The sequence below is a fragment of the Bradyrhizobium sp. LM2.9 genome (assembly GCF_054056555.1).
Window position 1 is genome coordinate 210,213 of the sequence record NZ_JBSRYJ010000001.1, and the last position, 21,665, is coordinate 231,877.

The following is a 21,665-nucleotide window of genomic DNA, read 5'->3' on the forward strand; positions in this document are numbered from 1 at the left end:
CGGACAAGACCGATAGTGCTCATGTGAATTTCCAGGTCACGGTGTTGAAGATCCTTGTGAGCTACCCGGACGGGTTCGCATCCATGCCGGATCTCAAGCGAGACATGGCCATTTTGGCCACGAGCGGTCCGGATTGGGCGGCGCGCACCAAGAGAATGGGCGCCCGCGTGCCCGAGCTCGACCTTTTCTCGCAGCGGCTCGTCGAGCGCTTGAATGGAGGGTGGCGCATCACGGAAAAGGGACGAGCGGTGCTCGAGCTGATGGAGCCGCGCCCTCACACGCACCAAGTCCAGCCAGAGGGACACGAGAGCTCCTGAGCTGCTATCGGCGGTGCCGGCAGGATCCCTTCCTGTCGAACTACGCCGGCGCGAACCCGACCGACTGGGCCGGCGCCGGTCCTCTAAGAGCTGAACGTGCGCGCCGGACTCTTAGATCCGGCTATGTAGGCCACGCCCGACAACCAGGTTACCGAAGGAGGACTTTCGGTCGGTTGTGGCCTTCGAACTCTTTATTGGGCAGCTGGAACGAGAAGTGCTGATATCTCAGCCTATATCGGGGAAAGGTGCTGTTGTTTCGATCCGGTCCAAGATCCCGGGCTCCGCAGTGCGCCATTCATGTACGGACCTCGATTTTCTGTTTCCATCGTGCGAAACGGTTTCCTGACGTGTCCATAGTGGAGCGTGAAGAACCCTAATTTCGGTTGGACTGGCGATCGGCTCGGTGAAGAGCGCGGCCAGGATTTGGCACAGCAAAAGCTTGAGCCATCGGATGAGACGGCGGAAGTTGTAGCCAGCGGCGGCGAGGACGGCGTTGTTGGCGTCGCCGTGCTTGAACCAGAGATAGTTGCGGCCCATGCGGTGCTCGGCCATGAGATGGCCGATGACGGGTTCGACGGCGGACCTGCGGCGCAGTTGGCGCTTGATCTTCGGCGTCACTCCTCGCTTCTGGCCGGAGAGGAAGTTCCTGAACTTGTAGTCGGGCGGCGCATTGTGGCCGCGGTATCCCTTGTCGAGGAAGGCGCGCTCGATGGTATTGCCGACCAGCGCCTCCATCTCCGGGATGACCGTCGCCAGCGTATGGCCGTCGTAGGGATTGCCCGGCAGCGCCTTGACATGGGTGACGAACTGACCACCCGCGGCGTGCTTGAGCATGGTGGCGACGGAGACCTTGACACCGAACTCGTAAGGCCGGTGAGCCTTGCCTTTGCCGATGCATTCGACTTCCGGCCCATGCAGCGAATAGACCTTCGGTCCGCGTTGGCGCTGCTGCTGCTCGTGCACCCGCCGCGCCAGCATCAAGAGCTTCGCAAATTTCCCATCGAGCGTGGCATTGCCCTCGATCTTGCGGCCGATGTCACGGATGACACGGCCGAGATAGGTGCGCAGCCTCTTCAGCATCCGGTTGGCGCGCTTGAACTGCTTGGCATGGGCATAGCGCTGATGCTGGATCAGGGCGAACTTGCCCACCCGCGCATAGGACTGGCGCAAAGACACCCCGCTCAGCTTCGCCAACCGCACCAATTTCTCGCGCGCCCGGTTCAGAAGCTTTGCATCGGTGGGGAACGTCACGTTCTTGGGCTGAACGGTGGTGTCAACAATCACCTGGGATAGGGCGGACGGCTTGATCGCCCTGGTCATGGCGGCCACCGACAGGCTCTCCTGGATCAGCGCCTGCAACCGCTCTTCGCCCATGCGGTTGCGCCAGCGCGTCAGCGACGAGCGATCGAACACCAGCCGGTGCTGGAAGAACTCCTCGCCGCAGAAGTACTGGTAATAGGGGTTCTCGACCCAGCGCTCGCAAAGCACCTCGTCGGACAGGTCATAAGTGTGCTTGAGAATGGCCAGCCCCGCCATCAAGCGCGTCGGCAGCGGCGGACGGCCGGGGTCATCGGTGTAGACCGCTCCGAACTTCGCCTCCAGAAATCCCCAATCGATCGTCCGCGCCAGCTTCACCAGCGCGTGTTCCGTGTCGATGATCTGGTCAAGCCGTGAACGAAACAGATCCTGATCGCCGCTCTCCCGACGCTCCCGTGGCCGCATCGAATCCTCCGCTCGTCACCGCCAGCAGCAGGGAATCACAGCGCGAGATTCGAGGGAATCACAAAACATCAATTTGCAAGAAAACCGCCTCCCAAGCACCGGTTGCTGGCAAATCCAATCCCGCAAATTCCGGCATTTTCCTTTTGCCGCTCAATTGCTTCAGGATTTTTCACGGACGACTCCATAGCCGGTATCGGCGAGGCGTGACCGATCTGCCGCTCTCGGGGCGGATCGTCCAGCTCCTGGTAATCGCCCGCCGCTTTCCGCTGCGATGCCGTCCTATGCGGGCGCCAGAGAGGTTTGCCGTTCTTCGACAGAGCCATGATAGCCGCGTTGCAGCGCGTTGTCGGCGATCTGCTTACAGCTTCGGGCTCGGTGATTCGTCCAGGTCAATTTCGGGGAGGACTTCGCCGGGCTTCTTGCGGCGGGGCGGGGGAGGCTCATGTTTAGCGCAGTCCGCCACGAAGCGGGCGAACGGTTTTATGTCTCCTCGAACGCTCGCATCGTCCAGCGCCCGCATGTATTCGTCGCGGCGATCCACTGGGATGATCGTCCACGGGATGCCGGCGGATGCGAGCATTACGTTCATGATGAACCTTCCGGATCTGCCATTCCCATCCGGTAAGGGATGGACAAAGGTAAAGATGAAATGACCTAGGATCGCGCGCACACGTGGATCCTTCTCACTGTGGAGACACTCGAAGAAGGCATCCATCGCATCCGGTACCGCTTCCCAACTGGTAGGGGCGTATACGGAGCCGTTGATGCCTACGAAATGCTGTCTATATCCGGCTAAGTTCTCGGGCTTCACGATGCCTGCCGCGAGCGAAGGCTGGAACATCGCGCGGTACCAATTCAGGTGCTCCTGCTCGACGACTTCCGCGGCATCTTCGTCATCCAGAACCCGCGCTACGGATTTACGCACTTCCTGAAAGGCGTCCCAATAGCCCTTCGCTGCCATCGCATTCCTGGTCTCGCGATCGCCTTGTTCGCCGTCGGGGTTCCACGCTCCCGTGCGGACCTTCTCAATGAGTGCTTCGCTAACCGAATATCCTTCGATCGACAGCGAATGATAGGCATCAGACGTGTACCTGTCGTCCATGGATGCCAGGTAGCCGTCTTTATCGTTGATCAGGCGGGGCTCGATGCCGAAGTCCTGCAGGACGTGTTCCCGCATCTCGGCCCACGTTAGGCGCACCCTGGTCACAATCGGAGAGACCGGACGTACTCCGGCGAGTTGCATCGGCACGGGCGCTTTGAATGGATCTTCGTCTTCGCGTACCTTGTGACCGGCGCGATCCATAGTCGAAACGATTTCGTCTGCGACGCGTGCGTTTTTCAACAGTCGATAAGCGCCGGCGATGCGTCCCGCAGCCAGCGTGTGTCCGCCTTCAAGCAGCACACGCAGAACGGTCGTCGTACCGCGTAACGACCAACCAGATAAGTGCCCCAAATGATCATCATCTCGCCGACTCGTTCCGAGCGCTTGCGCTCAGGGTACGTTGACCGGCGGCATGGCCGCGGTCGGGCGCAACACGAAGTGCTCTTGCTGCTGCCCGCGCGCTGCCAAGATGATTGCAAAAACCACGAGGAAAATCAGAGACCCACGCATCACCAACAACTACTTCAGAACCCATATCGCAATTGTGAAACCCCTCACATCCGGGCCAAACGACGCGCGTCGCGGGCAGAATATCGCGCCGCTCTTCAGGTCCCGTTTGCTGAGCCGAAAGCAATAGCGATTATTCGTGCCGCAACGCGGCCCGAGTAGGCTTGTGCGGTGCTCAAAAAATGCATTTGCGAGCCGCAACAGCCGGAATTATGTGCACAATCAGGATAAACTCTCACCGCGCAGGCGCAGGAAAGGGCCCTGTTGCACTCCAGGACCGCAATCAGGGGCGCTCATGCGCAAACATAATTGTGCTTCCGGCGGCCTCCTAGGGCTGGCGGCAGTTCGAGCCTCTTCGCCTTCGCCTTCTTATAGAGCTTAAGTAATTTAAGGCCTCGTATCGCCTCTGAGATCAAAGACATCAATTCTCTTTCGACTGCCGACTTGCCACCCTGGCCACCTTGATTTGCCTCGCGAACGGCTCTTCGGCTTCTTTTCTGACGAAACGATTTGAAGGCGCCTGCTGAGCAGTATGATCCTGATGCTTTGGAGCAACCGAAAGACTAAGCGCGTGCGTTTTGAACGAGAGCATTGGGTCACCCTTTTGTGCGCAAATGGAAAATGGTGGCGCGATTGCGTTCTCGTTGAGGTTTCCGAGATTGGCGCCCGTCTTCGCGTTGACGGGTCTCCAGACGCGCTCAAATCGCGACATTTTTTCTTGCTACTTTCCCGAACTGGGTTGGCCTTTCGCCGGTGCGAATTGGTCAGGCTAGATGGCTCGGAAGCCGACGTTCAGTTTGTGGTCCGTAACACTGCTCATTTGAGCACTCTTAGAGTTGGCGGCATGTGACAAGGTGAACTGCAAGCCGTCACGCTGTCGCTTGAAATGAAATGCGAGAACCCGCTGCATCAACGGGACAACGTCAGAGGCCACGCAGCTTGCATCCTGCCGGTGCTCTGACGAAACGGGTAATTTTTTGCAGGAGTGGGACGACTTGCTCGGCGAAGAGATCGAATGCGCCGTGCCCGCATAATGTTGAATCGCCGGCCGCATCGGCAGAGGTGGCGAGAGGGCCGTCCCCATCCCAGGATACGTATACGTTTCATCTCGACCGCCTATGATGATCTGTTTAGAGATCATCCTCTGGAAAATGATCCGAGAACATATCATGCCTCCCGCTTCCGACCAATTGCTCAAGGATCTTGGCATGCGCTTTCGAAAGGCGCGCATGGCTGCTGGCTTGTCGCAGCAGCAAATCGCCCAGCGGGCCAAAATCAGCAGACCTCGATATCGGGACATCGAAACGGGCGTTGCCGCCGCCCGTGCAACGACGCTCGTCAACTCGGGCGCAGTTTCAGTTGGAAGCGACAGAATGCGTGCCCGCGGACCTCATTGCGTACTGGTACTTTGATGACCCGACAATTCCGACCACCAGCAGGGATACCGCGGCCACTGCTATCGCTGCGGCAGCATCCCTGCGACTTGCGTCAGCACTCGGTCCCACTGGTGGCGCCAAGTATCGAGACTTCGCGGAACGTACCGTGACCCAGCTGGTCTCTGGATATCTAACGCCTGTCGGTCCTGACGACCAGCGTCCGCCTGGAATGCTCACCGAGGGATGCTTCACCCGAAAAGCGGTCGCGCGGGATATCGACACAGCGCATGACGCAGAACTGATATTCGGTAATTACTTCCTGTTTGAATCTCTTGTGATCCTGACCGGCCTCGTGTCTGCGGGGCGGATCTAAGCGAGGGCGATGTTCCGGGTGCGGTCGAGGGCAGGGCCGCCCAGCGCCACGAACCTCATTCTTGATCGGTACATGCCTCCTGGTCGGGCTCAACCGCTTTGCCGTCTCGGTTGGCTGGCTGTCTAGGCTCGGTGCTCGGGACGCTGCTCGAGCTGTTCGGCATTCCGCTTTTACGGATCGGCGACCGTGACAGGCGATTGGAGAAAGGCGAGAAAGACCGTGCTGTGCTGATCACCGTGGACAGAACGTGACGAAAATGTACGTGAGTACAAGGTAAATCAACAACTTAGAAGATATTCACCGCGTTCGGGGCGCAGTGACACAGTGTAGTGCGGCCGGGCGAGGCGCCGAACGATTGGGCGCGTACAAGTAGTCTCGCGCTCAACCAGCATTAAGAATGAAGCGCCTACGAGCATTGCGCCGAAACCGGGTGCTCCATTGCCAGTTTCAATCAGGCGATCGCCTGAATGGAGCTCGAGAACACGCTCGCCGGACGATCCAGGCCGTAATGATCACGCAGCGTCCTGCCGGTATAGTCATGGCGGAACAGCCCGCGTTTGCGCAGGATCGGCACGACCTGCTCGGCGAAGAGATCGAAGCCGCCGGGCAGCCAAGGCGGCATGACGTTGAAGCCGTCAGCGGCTCCGTTTTCGAACCAGGTCTGGATGTTGTCAGCGATCTTTTCCGGCGGGCCGGCAATCACCCAATGGCCCCTCGCGCCGGCGAGCCGCTGCACGAGCTGACGGATGGTCGGTTTCTCGCGATCTACGATGTCGATGACGAGCTTGAAGCGGCTGGCGACGCCATGCACGCCGTTGGTGTCGATCAAATGACGCGGGAAAGGACCGTCCAGGTCGAAGCCGGTGAGATCAAGTCCGGTCATCTGGCGGAGCTGGGTCAGCGAAAATTCCGGCTGGATCAACGCGTTGAATTCCTCCTGGAGCCGGTCGGCCTCCACTTGCGTGCTGGCGATGAAGGGCGAGATGCCAGGCAGTATTTTGATCTGATCGGGTCTGCGGTCGAACGCACCCGCCTGCCGCTTGATGTCGCTATAGAATTCCTGCGCGCTCGCGAGCGTCTGGTGCGCGGTGAAGATAGCTTCGGCAAAGCGCGCGGCAAAGGCACGGCCGTCCCCAGACGAGCCAGCCTGAACATAGACCGGCCGTCCCTGCGGCGGCCGCGAGACGTTGAGCGGACCGCGCACCCGAAAATACTTTCCGATGTGATCGATGGTGTGGATCTTGCTCGTGTCGGCAAAAACGCCGGAGACGGGATCATTGACCAGCGCGTCGTCCTCCCAACTGTCCCACAGCCTCGTGATGACGTCGAGATATTCCCGCGCCCGCTCGTAGCGTTCGCGATGCGGCGGATGCTCGGGCAGGCCGAAATTCTGGGCCGCCTGCGGCGAGCTCGTGGTCACGATGTTCCAACCGGCACGACCGCCGCTGATATGATCAAGCGAGGCGAACAGCCGGGCTAGATTGTAGGGCTCGCTGTAGGTTGTCGAAGCGGTTGCGATCAGACCGATGCGTTTGGTGGCGGACGCGATCGCGGTGAGGAGCGTAATCGGCTCGAGCCGGAAACGCTGGGCGTAGCGGACATTGTCCGCCAGCGCCGGGCCGTCGGCGAAGAATACCGCATCGAACTTGTGCGCTTCGGCGCGCTGCGCCAACTCCTGATAGTAGGTCACATCGAGGATTCGGTCCGTCGTCGACGCCTTGTGACGCCAGGCCGCCTCGTGATGACCATCCGGATAGATGAAGAAATTCAGGGAAAGTTGCCGCTTGCTCATTGGCTGGCTCGCAAATGTAGTCGCTGTTGGGTGTCGCCGTGGCGCTTGGGTGTCGTTCAACTGTATGTCCGCAAGGACCAAACTGTCGATGAAATGAATTTGCGTTGTTGCGTAGCAAGCGAGCATGAACGTTGTGAATCCGTCGCCGTTCAGAAATGAGGGCGTTGATTCGGCTGACGAAATGGAGTGGGTCAGGACTTCTTGTGCGCTGATTGACCTGATTTGCCCGCTCTCGGCTACGTCAAAAGGTCTCGTCGACCGTTATCATCGCAAATATTTCTGTGCCCGCGCGATCAACGAAGCGATCATTGCGCGCTGCGAAAAACAAAGCTGGTTTCGTTTCATTGACTGGACCGCGGTCGCTTTTACGATCTGCAAGGTCAAAGCGGGGTCGTTCACCATGCGACAATTCGATCTACTCGTAGTTCGCCAATCAGCCCGGCTGATACTTGCGCCGTGTTTCGCCGAGACAATTGTGGAGAGCTGTACCGTCGAGTCTCGTGCACGGCTTGTAGCCTAGCAGCCGCCGGAGCACGCGGTCCAAAACCCCGAATCCAGAAAAGTATCTACCGCCGGCATGACCGGCGCATGGCGGCGCTTTGTCGATAACATCACAGGAAGGATCAGGATCATGAGTCATACGACCAGCATCGACAGTGTCATCCCGCGCGCTGACATCGTCAAACGTGCGGCGCGCCTCGGCGCTGAGATCAGGAACATCAAGCTCTCGGGCGACCTATCCCGCGACGCCATTCGCGCGATCAATCAGGTCCTGCTCGAGCACAAGGTGATCTTCTTCCGCAACCAGGGGCATCTCGACGATGCCGAGCAGGAGCGTTTTGCCATAAAGCTCGGAAGGTTGGTGCCACACCCGACCGTCGGTGCGACCAAGGGAACCTCGTCGATTCTGGAGTTGGACTCCGGTCGGGGCGGCGGCCGTGCCGACCAGTGGCACACCGACGTCACCTTCGTCGATGCCTATCCAAAAATCTCGGTTCTGCGCGGCGTAGTGATCCCGTCTTTCGGCGGCGACACCGTGTGGTCAAACACGGCGGCAGCCTATCTCGACCTTCCTGCGCCGCTGCGCAAGCTCGCCGACGAGCTCTGGGCGGTCCACAGCAATGCCTATGACTACGCAGTCAAAGCGCGTGCGACGGACGCCGATCGAAAGCATTTTGATGAGGTGTTCACCGGTACGGTCTATGAAACCGAGCATCCTGTGGTGCGGGTTCACCCCGAGACCGGCGAGCGCACGCTGGTACTGGGCAATTTCGTGCAGCGCTTTGTGGGCTTGTCAAAGTACGACGGCCAAAAGCTGTTTGAGCTCTTCCAGTCTCACATTACCGCGCCGGAAAACACCGTGCGCTGGACTTGGCAGGCCGGCGACGTCGCCATCTGGGACAACCGCGCGACCCAGCACTATGCTGTCAATGACTATGGCGATCAGCACCGCATAGTCCGCCGCGCCACGATCGAGGGTGAGGTGCCGCTCAGCGTGGACGGCCGCCGCAGCGTGAGCCGCATCAAGACGCCAAAATCGTCGAATGCCAAGGCGGCTTGAGTCCCACTCCACTGCGAGGATTTGCAGAATGAACACTCTGTCCAGTTTTGTTCGCGCGCGGCAGATCGCCGCGCGCAGTGCGGCGCAGTTGCTGCTCGCCGGTGCATTGGCGTTCGGCCTCGTGACTTCGGCCTTGGCCGAGCCGCCGCTCGACAAGACCGAGATCCGCTATCAGGGTTCGACCGGGCAGGTGACGTTCATCGAGCTCGCCGACGACCTCGGTTACCTCGCGCCGCTGAAGCTCAAATGGATCGGCAACACTATCAGCGGTCCCCAGGACATCCAGACCGTCGTGACCGGTGATATTGACATCGGGGGTGCCTTCTATGGCGCGATCCTCAAGCTGATCGCGGCGCGGGCGCCCATCAAGGCCGTGGTCGGCTATTACGGCTCCGACGCAAACACTTATCAGGGCTACTACGTCAAGGACGATGGTCAGATCAAGACCGCGCGCGACCTAATCGGCAAGAAGGTCGCGGTCAACACGTTGGGCGCTCATCTGGAGTTCGTGCTGCGCGAATATCTGGCGCGGAACGGCCTCAGCGCAAGCGAAGCCAGGCAGGTCACGCTGGTCGCCGTCCCGCCTGTTACGGGCGAGCAGGCGCTGCGTCAAGGACAGGTCGAGGTAAGCACGCTCAGCGGCATTTTGCGCGACAAGGCTCTGGAGCGCGGCGGAATCCACGCACTCTTCAACGACACCGATCTGTTCGGCCAGTTCACCGGCGGCTCCTATGTGCTGCGGGAGAAGTTCATCAAGGAATATCCCGATGCGTCGCGCAAGCTGGTCGAAGGCATCTCGCGCGCGATCGCGTGGGCACAGGCAGCTCCTGCAGAGGAGGTGAGAGCAAGGTTTGAGCGGATCATCAGGGAACGCAAACGCAATGAGGACGGATCCTCGATCAAGTACTGGAAGAGCACGGGCATCGCGACCAAGGGGGGCCTGATCTCCGATGGTGAGATCCAGCTATGGATCGACTGGCTGGTCAAGGATGGCTTGTTCAAGCCCGGTCAGATCAAGGCATCCGATACGTACACCAACGAGTTCAATTATTTCCGTCCCGGAAAGGCGGCTGAAGCAAAATGACTTCGATTAAGATCAGCTTCGACCACGTCTGCAAGGAATTCGTGACGCGAGGCGAGGGTCGCGATCCGACGGCTCGCTTCACCGCGCTGGAGGACATTACGCTGGATGTTCGTTCCGGCGAATTCCTGGTCCTGGTCGGCCCGAGCGGCTGCGGGAAATCGACGTTGCTCGATCTGCTGGGAGGATTGACGATGCCGACCCGCGGCCGCATCCTCCTTGATGGCCGGCCGATCGCAGGGCCAGGGCGCGACCGTGCGATCGTGTTCCAGCAATACGCCCTGTTTCCCTGGCGCACCGCGGCGGAAAACGTCGAGTTCGGGCTCGAAATCGCCGGGCTCAAAGCCGGGCAAAGGGCGGATATCGTTCGCCATTTCCTTGATTTGGTCGGTCTGTCGAGCTTTGCCGACCGCTACCCGCATGAGCTCTCCGGCGGCATGAAGCAACGTGTCGCGATCGCGCGAAGCCTCGCCTACGATCCGGAGGTCCTGCTGATGGACGAGCCCTTTGCCGCGCTCGACGCGCAGACGCGAGAGACGCTCCAGAGCGAGCTTCTGCGGATCTGGCGCAGGACAGGCAAGACGATCGTTTTCATCACGCATGGCATCGACGAGGCCGTCGTGCTTGGGCAGCGGGTGGCGGTCATGACCTCACGCCCGGGGCGAATAAAACAGGTCGTCGAAGTCCCCGAAGGATTGAGCAGCCAAGATGAGGACGTACGTTCGCTGCCGGAATTCGGGCATATCCGGCATGAGGTTTGGAGCCTGCTGCGCGACGAGGTGCAGAAGGCTCAGCAAGGACACTTGACGCACAGCACCGGCGCACGGCGCGCCGAGAGTGAAGTGAAGGAGGTCGCTCATGTCTAGTCTGGAGATGTTCGGGTTGCTTGATTTGGCACAGCGGCGTCAAAAAGGGCTCGTCGCCTCAGGGGAGCGGCAGTCGCCGTTCCTCGGTTCGGTTCGTTCCGCAAGCCGGTTGTTGACTGACCTCGGACAACGATCTCTGTTGTTATTCGCCCTCTTGCTCCTGTGGGAGGCGGCTCCGAGGTTCGAACTAATAGATCCGGTGTTCCTGCCACCGTTCTCGGAGGTGATCGCCGCGGGTTGGCAGCTCGCATTAACCGGCGAGCTTTACGACGACGTCTCCGCGAGCCTGCTGCGCGCATTGAGCGGATTTCTGATTTCCTTGGCCTTGACCGTGCCGCTTGGTCTGGCCGTCGGCTGGTATGCCCGCCTTGGTAATTTCCTGAACCAGTTCATCGAAATCTGCCGCAACACGGCTCCGCTCGCGCTGCTGCCCGTGTTCATCCTTCTGCTCGGGATTGGGGAGCTGTCGAAGATCAGCATGGTGGTCTACAGCTGTGCCTGGCCGCTAATGCTCAACACCATCAGCGCGGTCAAACAGGTCGACCCGCTCCTGATCAAGTCGGCCCGGACGATGGGGGCGACGCCGCAACAGTTATTCCGCAAGGTCATCCTTCCGGCGGCGCTTCCGACCATCTTCGTCGGCATTCGTCTCGCCAGCGCCTCCGCGATGCTGGTGCTGGTCGCATCGGAAATGGTCGGTGCTAAAGCAGGTCTCGGCTATCTCATCATCAACAGCCAGTACAGCTTCCTGATCTCGCAGATGTATTTCGGTATCTTGGCCATTACAGCCATTGGGCTGAGCTTCAACGCCGTGCTCCAGGCTCTGGAGCGGCGCTTCATGAGGTGGAAGTCGCCGGCGTCCGCTTGATTTTGCGTTCATCACCAGAACTTCATCGAGTGCACGGCCATTGACTGGGTGGGCTGAATAGCCGACCGGGCGGACAAGGCTGGAGATCGCGTCACGACGGACCAAGAGCCATAAGCAGTGTGCCAGGCATGCCAGCGTCCTCGGTATCCAAGACATCGAGATCGACGGTCGGGCCGGCGACGGGGCTCGCCGCTGGTGGATTGAAGCCAATAAGGAAGGTCCTGGTCAAAGCGCCAGTGCTCGCTTGAGGTCGTCGTCCTCGAATGCCCTGGCCACGCGGTTGATCTCGGCTGCGCGTGCACCCATCGCCTTGGCAGTGTCAGGCCATGTCGCGGTCACGGTCGCAACCCTCTTTGATGATCGAGCGAGCCAGCGCCAGAGTGAGTCCTGCAGCAATGCTGGCGCGCAGGACAACGCGCCAGCATTTCACGAGAAGGGTCCGGTCTGGATTTGATCCTGAGCACGCCTTCAATGCGTCTCCGTTAAGCAAAGTTTTGAGTATTTCGCCTCTGAGCGCGCATGCGGATTGGAATAGGGTTAAAAAAGCGTTAACCTGAAGCTACACCGAGTAGCATCCAGGCAATGAATCTCTCTCGTCGGAACTTCATGCAAGCGGCCCTCCTAGGAGGTGCCGCGTTGAGCGGAGGTGCCGCGTTGAGCGCGGTCGGTACGCATCAACGTCGCCCCCTCCCGTTGTCGCCGCTCCCGCAGGCGGCCGATCTTGCAGGGTTGGCTCCCTCGTCCGCAGCGTTGAAATCGCAATCCTTGGCGCTCGGTAGATTCTTTCCGTCCCTGCTGGATCCCGATGCCGCAGGCGGTCCTTTCATCGGCAACACGCTCTCAAGCAATTATTCTTTTGCCGATTACATTCGCCAGGGCGAACCCGGTAACGCGGTTTTCCTGAGGCAGGCTGACGCCCGCGCCACCATTCCATGGACACCCATTTTCTTGAGGGAAAACAACCACCTATTGCAGTTGCCGTCATCTGTGACGCGACAAATAGACTGCTCTGATCTTTTGGTGATGAATGAGAGCAGTGCGCGTTATCCCGTCTTTGGCAACAAGGCGCGCAAGTACGAATTCCTGCTCCCGAACCTGAAGTGGTCCGGCTCCAAGCGTTTAGGGACGGTTGGCGCGGTCTCCAGCAATCATGCTCTGCAGTTTGCCCTAGCCAATCGTGTGGCCGATTTGACCGGTAACCAAGAGCCGCTGAATTGTGCCCTGGACTTGGTGCTTTTCGAGGTGCCGGGAGCTACCACGGACATGGCGCGGCTGGCGATTTTGCGAGGGCTTGTTGAACACGTTGCCATAGCCAAGAACAACGTCGAGTTGGTGAGCGAAGCTTCCCAGGAATATGCGAGAAACTGGTTACATCCGGATACGGATTCGCTCGTTCCCCCAGGCGGCTCGAACGAAGTGAGCGTGTTGGGACATATGAATGCGATTGCCGAGTTGGCGCAGTTCCTTGGCGCCGCTCAGGCGTGGAGTGCACCGCCTGATGTGATTTTTGTCGCTATGGGCAGCGGCTCGACGGTTTTGGGCCTTCTCCTGGGCGTCCATTTGATGGGATGGAAGACCAAGGTCGTGGGAGTGGCCGATCAGGACAAATCATATCTGACGCGATGGCTTGTCAACCGGCAACCCTCCTTGCCGTTTGTGGAGGGGAATGTTGCCAAACTCGCTCGCAGCACGGTTGAGTGGCTGCAGAAAATCCGCTTTCCAGGCATCTCTCCTGATGTGCTTCGCGTGATGCAAGACGAGATATTCGTGCCGGATTCCACCAGCTGGCAGCCCGGCTACGGCTTGGTCGAAGCCACCGACGTTGCTTGGGCGAGCGAGTTGGAGGAAGCCGGACTCAGCCTTGACCCAGTTTTTACTTTGAAAGCATGGCGCTCGTTGCTCACCATGTCTAAAGCGGGACGGCTGAAGAACAAAAAGGTTCTTTTCTGGAATACCTACAACAGCTTTGATTACATGCCGCCTCTTTTATCCAGCTTGGGATAGCGGATGCGCGGTTACCAGCCACTGATCGTCTATATAGCAGTCGTCATGTTTCTGACGCTGGCATATTTTGCATCACCTATATCGCGAGAGGCCTTTTGGCAGGTGTTTCCTGGGCTTGAAACAATGGCCCAAGCGCATCCACTCGCCACCGCTGTGGTGTTTCTGGTCACATCCACTGTCCTTGCATTTCTGGCCTTTCCCTCCATGCCAATGATTTGCCTGGCGGCCGGTTTTTACATGGACGGGTTGGAAGGAGGCGCCACCGTGCTCCTCGGCAGCGCCTTTGGCGGTTTGAACGCGTTTCTCTTCTATCGAAAGCAGATTCAACGTCCCAGCACTTCGTTATATCAGCAATCTGCTGTGAGACTCTGGTTGACCTTGCTCGGACTGCGCCTCTCGCCGCTCGTGCCCGCACCACTGGTAAATTTCATTGCCGCGCTGCTTGACGTCACCCCTCTTCAGTACCTGACGACCAGTATGTTGGGCGGCGCGCCGCTGGTCCTGTTTTATGCGCAAATAGGGCAACAAGGGCATCACTTATTGTCCGGCGAAACTCCGCATTGGCAGCAGTTTTCCGGATACTTGACCATATTATGCTTAAGCACGCTGTTGAGCGCGATGGGTCCGTGGCGGTCGGTGCTGAACGACCTCAAGAAACTGAAAGGCACGCCCGGATCAGACAATCTTCCGCTGCACTCAGCACCTGGTGTGTAATCAATCCTTTACCGACAAACTGGTTTTTCCGAAAAATGGAATCGACTTTGTTATATCTGGCCATCCTTTCTTAAACTCACAGCTATAGATTGCAGGCGCTTCTTCTGGCACAAAGATAAAGACGCCTCCATGTCCCTGAAACGCTTCTTCCTTGGGTCGCTGAGCGGCGCCGTGGCCTTCCTTTTCGCGACTTCAGCCTGGGCAGCTGATCTTGCAGAGATCAAGCAGCGAGGCGAAATCCGCCATATTGGCATCCGCTACGCCAACTTTGTGACGGGCGCGGGCGACGGTTTGGAGGTCGAGCTGATGCAGGGTTTCGCCAAAAGAATTGGCGTCTCCTACAAGCTTGTCTACTCGGATTTTTATTCGGTCATCCGCGACCTGCTCGGCAAGGATGTGGTGCGCAAAAATGGCGAAGTGACGCTGGCAGGTGACTATCCCATCAAAGGCGATGTGATATCGAGCGGCTTCACCGTGCTGCCGTGGCGCGAGGCAATCCTTCTGTATTCCGAGCCGACCCCTTCCTTCGCAGGTTCTGCTGGTGGCACCAGCCGATTCTGATCTTCAGCCGATCGAGGACGGCGCCGGTCTCGCGGCAGACATCGTCAACACCCGGAAGGCGATCGGATCCAAGAGCGTACTCGTGATGGAGCGCACCTGCTTGGATCCATCCAATTACGGCTTGGTCAACGTCGGTATTGATTTGAAGGCTTACAACAAGAGCGCCAACCTGAACGAGATGGTCCCGGCCATGCTCAACAAAGAAGCCGAATTGACACTGCTCGACGTGCCAGATGCCATTCTGGATTTGCGGAAATGGGCGGGCAAAATCAAGATTCTCGGGCCGATCTCTGAGCGGCAAACGTTGGCAACCGCCTTTCCGACGGACGCGCCAGCTTTGCGCAATGAATTCAACGCGTATTTAAGCGAGATCAAGGCCTCAGGTTTCTATGACCGGCTGGTGGACAAATATTATCCCGGCATCCGTCGATTTTTCCCGGAATACTTCGCGAAAACGAATTGATGATATCTTCACTGATCAGATTCAGTCGATCGTTAGCTCCACGCTGGCTCTTGATAGCAGCAGGGGCGTTTCTGCTGTCGATGTTTTATCTGATTGGCAATCTCTATACGTCGCAAGTGGAGTTGCGGCAAAACGCCGATGCGCGTCTGGTGTCGCTCGGTGAAGGCCGCGCCGCCGAGGTCAGCGATTTCTTAGCTGAACGGCGGCAAGCCGCCGCACGGCTCGCAGCCAGCGAGGACATTTCCAACTATTTCAGCAATCTCGATCTCGGAATGTCCGTCAAATATGGCCTCTTCGCCAATTTGGCTGCAATCGAGCGCCGCTTTCAGGCGACGATGGGTGAGGAGAAATATCAGGGCCAAGCCGCCTATTTGCGGTTGGCTTTCTTCGATCGCAACGGCGTGGCGCAAGTTGATGTCGGCTCGTCCAGCGCGACAACAGCTTCGACGGTGCGTAACGCCCTGGCCGAACCATATATTCAGATTGACGACAAGCGCCGCCTGATTGTGGTCAGCGTACCGGTACTCCAGAAGGGCAAGATAAGGGGAACGGTCGAGAGCGTGAGCAGTCTCAATCTACTTTCCTCATTGGTGTCTACCAACGACCTCGGCCAGCCGCGTGAATTCCTCCTGAGAGACGATGGGGAGGTGCTGCTCCCGATCGAACGAGAGCACTCGGCCGTTGTCACCGAAGGCCCCACGCTGGCCAAGCTTCCGTCTGGCCGCATACAACCTCTGTCAAATCTCAGCGCTTCTGAGCTGAAAGGATATCTCGCACTTCGCTCGCCGGTTACCGGCACTCGGCTTTCCGTGCTGCGGCTGGCCAGCGAGGATGAACTATACGGCCGTACGCTTTCACCCGTCTCCGTTTTTTATCTTGGCCTCTTCGCTATCGTGCTATTTATGCTGGCCATCGGCTTCGAGCGAATGCGTCAAAATGCGGCGCGGTTACAAATCAAGTTCGTGGAGTCCAATCGACACCGAGCGGAGCTGGCCGAAAATAATCTCGCTCTCTCGGAAGAGATCAGGCGTCGCGAAGCCATTGAGGCCGACCTGCAACGGGAGAGGGAGGCTCTGGATAAGTCAAATTCCGAATTGCGCATAGCCGCGGCTGCCTTCAATGCTCAGGAAGGCATGATCGTCACCGATACCAAAGGCGTAGTCCTGAGTGCCAACCGCGCCTTCGTGGGGTTAACCGGCTATACGACCGAAGAATTGGTGGGCCAAACCGCGAGACTGTTCCGGTCTCATCGGCGTGATGCCCAATTCTACCGCAGTATGTGGGATTCCGTTCAAGCGACTGGCGGCTGGCAAGGTGATATGAGTCTCAGGACCAAGAGCGGAGAAAACTGCGCGCGCTGGCTGACCATATCCGCTGTGAAAAACGAGACGGGCGAGGTCACCAACTACATCGGTGCCTATTATGATATTTCTAAACTGAAGCACGCTGAGGAAAAGATCCAAGAACTCGCTTTTTTTGACCAGCTAACAGGCCTGCCGAACCGCGTCCTGCTGATCGATCGCGTGCGCCAGGCGGTCAATGCGAATATCCGTAGCAAATCCTACGGCGCCTTGCTCTTCATCGATCTCGACAATTTCAAGACACTGAACGACTCACTGGGTCATCACATGGGCGATATGCTGCTGAAATGTGCGGCTCAGCGCATCTCCCATTGTGTGAGGGCGGGTGACACAGTTGCTCGCTTTGGCGGCGACGAATTTGTCGTTCTTCTCGCCAATCTGGGTACACAGAAAGCAAAGGTCGCAGCCTTGCAGGCCGAAGCGATAGGCGAAAAGATTCTCGCGGCCTTCGCCGAGGTCTTCCAACTCGATACGTATCAGTATCCCTGTACCCCAAGTCTTGGCGTGACCTTGTTTTCGACTGATGATTGCAACGTTGACGAGTTGCTCAAGAGAGCCGATCTGGCAATGTACGATGCGAAAACCGCGGGGCGAAATGGCCTCCGGTTTTTCGACCCGGCCATGCAGACCATGATTACAGCTCGCGCTGCCCTCGAGACCGATCTACGAGAAGACCTTAAGAAGGAACGGCTTTTGCTGCACTACCAGCCGCAGGTAGATCACGAAGGAAAGCTGCTGGGGGCAGAAGCGCTGGCGCGCTGGCCGCATGTGCATAAAGGGATGATTTCTCCTAGCGAATTCATCCCGGTGGCAGAAAGCACCGGCCTCATCCTTCCGCTCGGCGCCTTGATGTTGAAGACTGCGTGCCGTCAGCTAGCTCGCTGGTCGGCCGATCCGGCGACCGAACGCCTGACGATCGCGATCAATGTCAGCGCACTGCAGATGCGTCAGAAGAATTTTGTCGAAGAGGTCCGCGCGATCGTTGAGCAAACCGGCGCCAATCCCCATCGCCTCAAAATCGAACTCACTGAAAGCACATTAGTCAGCAACGTCGACGATGTGATCGCCAAGATGGGCAAATTGAAAGCGATTGGCATCGGTTTCAGCCTCGATGATTTCGGAACCGGCTACTCAGCGCTTTCATATCTGAAGCGTTTGCCGCTAGACCAGCTGAAGATCGATCGCAGCTTTGTCAAGGACGTTCTGGTCGACTCCAACGACGCCGCGATAGCCCAGATGATCATAGCGCTTAGCAGGAGCCTTGGACTTTCAGTCATCGCCGAAGGCGTCGAAACGGAAGAGCAATATGCGTTCCTGGCGCGACATGGACAGCTCAGCTACCAGGGCTATTTGTTCGGACGGCCCATGCCGTCGGAGGATTTCGTGAGTCTCGCCCGAGCTTTCTCGCCGCGTCACGGTTTCAAGCGGGTACGCGGGTCGGTCAATCGGGCTTCCGCATAGGCCGTCGGCGGGAGACGCCAACAGCTGTTGTTTCCTGCTCGTTTGAGTGGCGAAGCAGCCGTCCGAGTGCAACCCGACGCAGCCAACGCCCAAGCGAGGCCATAGCGGCTCCCCATCGTCCAAATCGGCCGCGCCGGTCGCCGGCTTCAGGACGGAACGATCGAGTTCTTCGTACCTGAGGGCAAAAGTCAGGTGTCCCTCAAGCGAGGCCTGGGGAGCATGGCGAGGCGTGTAGATGCCCACCCATCCCGTTCAATGATGCCGTGTCTGGTTCCGATGGCCGAAAGCGTGCGGGGGACCGGCCGGCCAGCTTGTAAGCGCCGATGAGCGCGGCATAGTCTGCCGGGACGGCGCGCTCAGGCAACCGCCTATCGTGAAGACAGTCACCGCTCCTGAAAATTCTCCGCTCAACTACACTCTTATGAAAAACCGTTTTCGTCCTCGAATTTTCCTCATTCAGGGCGTCGGTTTCAAAATCGCATCATGCCACGTGAAAAATAATCTCTCCATGCTATTCTCGTGACGAACTCTCCTGGCATTCGGACCCACTGCGATGAGGCCGGGACGGTCCAACCAATCGTACGGGATGACCTGCGAGGCGCTGCCGCTCTTCAAGATCGAGACGGGCGTCCAGAAAGGCGGAGGTCACATCCTGTCAGTCGCGGCTTCGAGCCTGACCGCGAGAGAGATGCCGTCACCGGTGACATCGGTGTAAATAAGCGCCGAACTTTGGCCAGGTGGTCAAACCGTGCGCCAAATAACAAGTACCGCCCGTGAGTTCGACAATGCGCCAGGAACGGCGGGTTTTCACCGCTGCTTATCCGTCAGCAAGTGCCCCGCGCCCTTCGCAACCAAAGGTTCGCCTGAGTTCCATAGAGCTACGCTTGATTAGTTGTGACATGTGACACACATTCAGCGACACGTGACGCGAGGGCTACTATGACTGTCGCAGCCGAGAAACCGGCTCCAAAGGAGCCAGGCAATGATCTGCAGAAGGTGGCCGATTTGCTCGGCGGGCCGCGCATCCTGTCGCGCCGGATCACAAGCGCCCTCGACGCCCACGAACTGCTGCTGGACGGACAGCCAGGCTTTGCGTTGACCCACTTCGTCCGCCACCTCCTCTTCATTCAAACGGACTCGCTGGAAAAAGCATTCGGAATGAGTACTGTTGAATGAGCTGGTCCCGTTTGTCTGAACAGAATCTCCGCCTCGATAAGTGGAGCTTCTGCCGGGGTTAGACCGCCAAGCGGAATGGCGGCTGGTTGAAGTAGGCTTGATCCGGTGTGACGTCGTCAAGGCTCTGGTGCGGCCGGCGGCCGTTGTAGAAATCGAGGTATCGGCCGATCGAGGCACGAGCCTCGCTGACGTTGTTGTAGGCCCTCAGGTATACCTCCTCGTATTTGACGCTGCGCCACAATCGCTCAACGAACACGTTGTCACGCCAGGCGCCTTTGCCATCCATGCTGATGGCAATGCCGTTGCTGGCGAGTAGGCCGGTAAAGTCCGTGTCGGTGAACTGCGAGCCTTGATCGGTGTTGAATATCTCCGGCTTGCCGTGACGTGCCAGAGCATCCTCGAGCGTCTCGACGCAGAAGGCCGCCTCCATCGTGATCGACAGTCGCCACGACAGAACCCGGCGGGTCGCCCAGTCCAACACCACAGCGAGATAGACGAAGCCACGCGCCATCGGGATGTACGTGATGTCCATGGCCCAGACGTGGTTTGGTCGCGTAATTTCCAGGTCGCGCAGCAGATACGGATAGATCTTGTGGCCGGGTTCGGGCTTCGTGGTGCGCGGCCGGCGATAGAGCGCCTCTATCCCCATCCGCCGCATCAGCGTCTTGACATGCCGGCGGCCGATCTTACACCCCTCGGCAGCCAGCAGGCCTCTCAACATCCGCGAACCGGCGAAGGGAAACTCCAGATGCAGCCGGTCGAGACGCCGCATCATCGCCAGATCGCCGTCCGGCACCGGCCGCGGCAGGTAATAAACGCTGCCGCGGCTGATCTGCAAAACTTCCGCTTGCCTGGTGATCGACAGATCGTGCTCGCGGTCTATCATCGCTTTGCGCTCAGCAATCCCGCCTTGGTGAGCGCGCTTTCTAAAAAATCGTTCTCCAGCGTCAGCTCTCCGATTTTGGCGTGGAGCGACTTCACATCGATCGCCGGGATCTCCGGCGCTCGGCCTCCCGGTCCGAAAACCTCCGAAGCGCTCCCCTCGAGCTGTGACTTCCAGGCCGTGATCTGATTGGGGTGGACGTCGAAATGCTCGGCCAGTTGGGCTATCGTCCGATCACCCTTGAGGGTCGCCAGTGCCACCTTCGCCTTGAAGGCCGGTGTGTGGTTCCGGCGTGCTCGTCTGCTCATAGTCTCTCCTGTTCACGGCGATTATCGCCGCCTTCAGGCAGAAACTCCACTTAGCGACCTGTTCAAATTTGCGAAGCCGGCTCTGAACGAGCTCGATGCCCGCCGGAGTGGCAAGCAGGTCGATCGGGCGACGCTCGTCTAGACCGATGGCGGGACGCTCGAGCCACTGCTCTGCTTCTTCTTGCGAACCGAACACGTCCGTGGCCTTGGCCAGAACTTCGGCAAACTTCCAGGTCCGCCCACTTTGCTCCTGGCTGAGCGGCTTGTCCGGAGCGTCCTTGCGTCGCTGAAAGGTGCGAAGGCTTCGCGTCGTGTATTGCGCGCTTGATCCAGCGACCGCGATACTCGAAGTGCGGTTCACAAAGGCTTCAGAACGCCAATTGGCTGCGACCGGAAACGCCAGGCGCAGGCCAGCAGGCGTTCGGGGATGCGCTCTCAGCCAAGCACAAATTCGTCGTGATCCCAAGTGTGGTGTCCAATCACAGCTGGAATCTGATCTTCGACCCGACCAGGGCGAAAGGCGCGTACCTGCAGCAGCTTCAGGAAGCGTTCGCGCTCGATAACGCCTTCATCCTTCGACATCACCGCCCTAATTCGGGCGCGTAGCAGCGACTGACCGCGTGTGAAATATCGAAGAGGGGCAGACGTCTACGAGTGATAACCTTCGGAGGTCTGGCGGACCTCGGGAGCGAGTAAAAACCGCCAATCCCACCAAACGGAATGCTGGACATCTCTCATCTTATTGACGTTCTCCCAAATTCGATTGGCCAGCGCCATCGCTTCCTTCACTCGCGTGACCGTGAAGACATTGGGACCGTGCTCAGCTGAAGATCTTTTCGTCCAAAGCCCTTTCGAGATGTCGTTCACGTGCGTCTTCGGCGATCTCGACTGTAAATAAGCGCCGAACTCTCTGACCGCCCATCGGCTTACAACATTGACCCATACATGATGAACATTCCGTTGTTGGTTCAACGAGTTCGGCTGTGTTGGCCGGGGTCAGACCGTGCGGCCAATAACAAGGGAGCGAGCATGACAACAGAGGCCCTCGAGCCGCCGATGGAGATCGACACGGCAAATTTCGAGTCTGGTCGGACGATTGTACAGCGATATTCACGGATTGATGCCGGTGCGACCTCTCTGGCCGCGATGTGCCGGAGTTTGCCAGTTGA

At 58.7% G+C, this 21,665-nt stretch carries 21 protein-coding genes and 3 pseudogenes; 15 read left to right on the forward strand and 9 right to left on the reverse strand.

Annotated elements, in window-relative coordinates:
• The first annotated feature begins 23 nt into the window (after positions 1 to 23).
• The gene (locus tag ACVWW3_RS00915) at positions 24 to 317 is read left to right on the forward strand and encodes a hypothetical protein (protein WP_456671808.1); all 294 of its coding nucleotides are present in this window, start codon (positions 24 to 26) and stop codon (positions 315 to 317) included.
• Between the two features lie 408 nt (positions 318 to 725).
• Here the strand turns inward: ACVWW3_RS00915 and ACVWW3_RS00920 are convergent.
• The 4 genes and pseudogenes from ACVWW3_RS00920 to ACVWW3_RS00935 form a co-directional block, all read right to left on the reverse strand.
• Positions 726 to 2,039 (reverse strand): annotated as a pseudogene (locus tag ACVWW3_RS00920) (IS5 family transposase); the annotation flags it as partial.
• A gap of 68 nt (positions 2,040 to 2,107) precedes the next feature.
• Positions 2,108 to 2,362 (reverse strand): hypothetical protein, encoded by a 255-nt coding sequence (locus ACVWW3_RS00925; protein ID WP_456671809.1) that lies wholly within the window; start codon positions 2,360 to 2,362, stop codon positions 2,108 to 2,110.
• Between the two features lie 35 nt (positions 2,363 to 2,397).
• A complete protein-coding gene (locus ACVWW3_RS00930; RefSeq protein WP_456647481.1) occupies positions 2,398 to 3,441 on the reverse strand; it encodes a Fic family protein in 1,044 nt (347 codons plus the stop codon).
• Positions 3,442 to 4,069: 628 nt separating this feature from the next.
• On the reverse strand, positions 4,070 to 4,360 hold the full coding sequence (locus ACVWW3_RS00935) for a hypothetical protein (protein ID WP_456647482.1): 291 nt from the start codon (positions 4,358 to 4,360) through the stop codon (positions 4,070 to 4,072).
• A gap of 406 nt (positions 4,361 to 4,766) precedes the next feature.
• On the opposite strand from ACVWW3_RS00935, the gene ACVWW3_RS00940 reads away from it, so the two are divergent.
• The gene (locus tag ACVWW3_RS00940) at positions 4,767 to 5,060 is read left to right on the forward strand and encodes a helix-turn-helix domain-containing protein (protein WP_456647483.1); all 294 of its coding nucleotides are present in this window, start codon (positions 4,767 to 4,769) and stop codon (positions 5,058 to 5,060) included.
• A 130-nt stretch (positions 5,061 to 5,190) separates the two neighbouring features.
• Entirely contained in the window at positions 5,191 to 5,397 is a 207-nt protein-coding gene (locus ACVWW3_RS00945; RefSeq protein WP_456647484.1) for a hypothetical protein, read from the forward strand.
• A gap of 451 nt (positions 5,398 to 5,848) precedes the next feature.
• Here the strand turns inward: ACVWW3_RS00945 and ACVWW3_RS00950 are convergent, their stop codons facing one another.
• Entirely contained in the window at positions 5,849 to 7,189 is a 1,341-nt protein-coding gene (locus ACVWW3_RS00950; protein WP_456647485.1) for an LLM class flavin-dependent oxidoreductase, read from the reverse strand.
• Positions 7,190 to 7,313: 124 nt separating this feature from the next.
• On the opposite strand from ACVWW3_RS00950, the gene ACVWW3_RS00955 reads away from it, so the two are divergent.
• From ACVWW3_RS00955 to ACVWW3_RS01005, 11 genes are all read left to right on the forward strand, one after another.
• A complete protein-coding gene (locus ACVWW3_RS00955) occupies positions 7,314 to 7,709 on the forward strand; it encodes a hypothetical protein (RefSeq protein WP_456647486.1) in 396 nt (131 codons plus the stop codon).
• A 111-nt stretch (positions 7,710 to 7,820) separates the two neighbouring features.
• A complete protein-coding gene (locus ACVWW3_RS00960) occupies positions 7,821 to 8,750 on the forward strand; it encodes a TauD/TfdA dioxygenase family protein (RefSeq protein ID WP_456647487.1) in 930 nt (309 codons plus the stop codon).
• Between the two features lie 28 nt (positions 8,751 to 8,778).
• A complete protein-coding gene (locus ACVWW3_RS00965) occupies positions 8,779 to 9,834 on the forward strand; it encodes an ABC transporter substrate-binding protein (RefSeq protein ID WP_456647488.1) in 1,056 nt (351 codons plus the stop codon).
• Positions 9,831 to 10,697 (forward strand): ABC transporter ATP-binding protein, encoded by an 867-nt coding sequence (locus ACVWW3_RS00970; RefSeq protein WP_456647489.1) that lies wholly within the window; start codon positions 9,831 to 9,833, stop codon positions 10,695 to 10,697. The genes ACVWW3_RS00965 and ACVWW3_RS00970 overlap by 4 nt, the downstream gene beginning before the upstream one ends.
• Entirely contained in the window at positions 10,690 to 11,565 is an 876-nt protein-coding gene (locus ACVWW3_RS00975; protein ID WP_456647490.1) for an ABC transporter permease, read from the forward strand. Before ACVWW3_RS00970 ends, ACVWW3_RS00975 begins: the two co-directional genes overlap by 8 nt.
• Before the next feature lie 654 nt (positions 11,566 to 12,219).
• Positions 12,220 to 13,569, forward strand: coding sequence for a pyridoxal-phosphate dependent enzyme (locus ACVWW3_RS00980; protein ID WP_456647491.1), 1,350 nt, complete (start codon positions 12,220 to 12,222; stop codon positions 13,567 to 13,569).
• 3 nt (positions 13,570 to 13,572) lie between these two features.
• On the forward strand, positions 13,573 to 14,283 hold the full coding sequence (locus ACVWW3_RS00985; protein WP_456647492.1) for a VTT domain-containing protein: 711 nt from the start codon (positions 13,573 to 13,575) through the stop codon (positions 14,281 to 14,283).
• A gap of 129 nt (positions 14,284 to 14,412) precedes the next feature.
• Positions 14,413 to 14,844 carry a hypothetical protein gene (locus tag ACVWW3_RS00990; RefSeq protein WP_456671810.1) on the forward strand — a complete coding sequence of 144 codons (432 nt, stop codon included), beginning with the start codon at positions 14,413 to 14,415 and terminating at the stop codon, positions 14,842 to 14,844.
• Positions 14,825 to 15,307 carry a hypothetical protein gene (locus tag ACVWW3_RS00995; RefSeq protein WP_456671811.1) on the forward strand — a complete coding sequence of 161 codons (483 nt, stop codon included), beginning with the start codon at positions 14,825 to 14,827 and terminating at the stop codon, positions 15,305 to 15,307. The genes ACVWW3_RS00990 and ACVWW3_RS00995 overlap by 20 nt, the downstream gene beginning before the upstream one ends.
• An 80-nt stretch (positions 15,308 to 15,387) precedes the next feature.
• The gene (locus tag ACVWW3_RS01000) at positions 15,388 to 18,129 is read left to right on the forward strand and encodes a putative bifunctional diguanylate cyclase/phosphodiesterase (RefSeq protein WP_456671812.1); all 2,742 of its coding nucleotides are present in this window, start codon (positions 15,388 to 15,390) and stop codon (positions 18,127 to 18,129) included.
• 939 nt (positions 18,130 to 19,068) lie between these two features.
• Positions 19,069 to 19,305 carry a hypothetical protein gene (locus tag ACVWW3_RS01005; protein WP_456647496.1) on the forward strand — a complete coding sequence of 79 codons (237 nt, stop codon included), beginning with the start codon at positions 19,069 to 19,071 and terminating at the stop codon, positions 19,303 to 19,305.
• A gap of 58 nt (positions 19,306 to 19,363) precedes the next feature.
• Here the strand turns inward: ACVWW3_RS01005 and ACVWW3_RS01010 are convergent.
• Both ACVWW3_RS01010 and ACVWW3_RS01015 read right to left on the reverse strand, forming a co-directional pair.
• Positions 19,364 to 20,496 (reverse strand): IS3 family transposase gene (locus ACVWW3_RS01010; protein WP_247396284.1). Its coding sequence is split into 2 segments (ribosomal slippage): positions 19,364 to 20,241 and positions 20,241 to 20,496, totalling 1,134 coding nucleotides; the frame shifts between segments, so codons are not numbered across the junction.
• 61 nt (positions 20,497 to 20,557) lie between these two features.
• A pseudogene (locus ACVWW3_RS01015) lies at positions 20,558 to 20,800 on the reverse strand (antitoxin Xre/MbcA/ParS toxin-binding domain-containing protein); the annotation flags it as partial.
• A 7-nt stretch (positions 20,801 to 20,807) separates the two neighbouring features.
• On the opposite strand from ACVWW3_RS01015, the pseudogene ACVWW3_RS01020 reads away from it, so the two are divergent.
• Positions 20,808 to 20,855 (forward strand): annotated as a pseudogene (locus ACVWW3_RS01020) (hypothetical protein); the annotation flags it as partial.
• Positions 20,856 to 20,931: 76 nt separating this feature from the next.
• On the opposite strand, the gene ACVWW3_RS01025 reads toward ACVWW3_RS01020, so the two are convergent.
• Positions 20,932 to 21,078, reverse strand: coding sequence for a hypothetical protein (locus ACVWW3_RS01025; RefSeq protein WP_456647562.1), 147 nt, complete (start codon positions 21,076 to 21,078; stop codon positions 20,932 to 20,934).
• Positions 21,079 to 21,144: 66 nt separating this feature from the next.
• Entirely contained in the window at positions 21,145 to 21,363 is a 219-nt protein-coding gene (locus tag ACVWW3_RS01030) for a hypothetical protein (protein ID WP_456647497.1), read from the reverse strand.
• Positions 21,364 to 21,665 lie beyond the last annotated feature (302 nt).

What these genes read in the sequence shown, in the direction of transcription:
- ACVWW3_RS01000 (WP_456671812.1), top strand. Translation starts at nt 15,388, where the DNA reads ATGTTTTATCTGATTGGCAATCTCTATACGTCGCAAGTGGAGTTGCGG.
- ACVWW3_RS00925 (WP_456671809.1), bottom strand. Translation starts at nt 2,362, where the DNA reads ATGGCTCTGTCGAAGAACGGCAAACCTCTCTGGCGCCCGCATAGGACG.
- ACVWW3_RS00970 (WP_456647489.1), top strand. Translation starts at nt 9,831, where the DNA reads ATGACTTCGATTAAGATCAGCTTCGACCACGTCTGCAAGGAATTCGTG.
- ACVWW3_RS00985 (WP_456647492.1), top strand. Translation starts at nt 13,573, where the DNA reads ATGCGCGGTTACCAGCCACTGATCGTCTATATAGCAGTCGTCATGTTT.
- ACVWW3_RS00955 (WP_456647486.1), top strand. Translation starts at nt 7,314, where the DNA reads ATGAACGTTGTGAATCCGTCGCCGTTCAGAAATGAGGGCGTTGATTCG.
- ACVWW3_RS00935 (WP_456647482.1), bottom strand. Translation starts at nt 4,360, where the DNA reads ATGTCGCGATTTGAGCGCGTCTGGAGACCCGTCAACGCGAAGACGGGC.
- ACVWW3_RS00965 (WP_456647488.1), top strand. Translation starts at nt 8,779, where the DNA reads ATGAACACTCTGTCCAGTTTTGTTCGCGCGCGGCAGATCGCCGCGCGC.
- ACVWW3_RS00950 (WP_456647485.1), bottom strand. Translation starts at nt 7,189, where the DNA reads ATGAGCAAGCGGCAACTTTCCCTGAATTTCTTCATCTATCCGGATGGT.
- ACVWW3_RS01025 (WP_456647562.1), bottom strand. Translation starts at nt 21,078, where the DNA reads ATGTCGAAGGATGAAGGCGTTATCGAGCGCGAACGCTTCCTGAAGCTG.
- ACVWW3_RS00990 (WP_456671810.1), top strand. Translation starts at nt 14,413, where the DNA reads ATGTCCCTGAAACGCTTCTTCCTTGGGTCGCTGAGCGGCGCCGTGGCC.
- ACVWW3_RS00940 (WP_456647483.1), top strand. Translation starts at nt 4,767, where the DNA reads ATGATGATCTGTTTAGAGATCATCCTCTGGAAAATGATCCGAGAACAT.
- ACVWW3_RS00975 (WP_456647490.1), top strand. Translation starts at nt 10,690, where the DNA reads ATGTCTAGTCTGGAGATGTTCGGGTTGCTTGATTTGGCACAGCGGCGT.
- ACVWW3_RS01005 (WP_456647496.1), top strand. Translation starts at nt 19,069, where the DNA reads ATGACTGTCGCAGCCGAGAAACCGGCTCCAAAGGAGCCAGGCAATGAT.
- ACVWW3_RS00960 (WP_456647487.1), top strand. Translation starts at nt 7,821, where the DNA reads ATGAGTCATACGACCAGCATCGACAGTGTCATCCCGCGCGCTGACATC.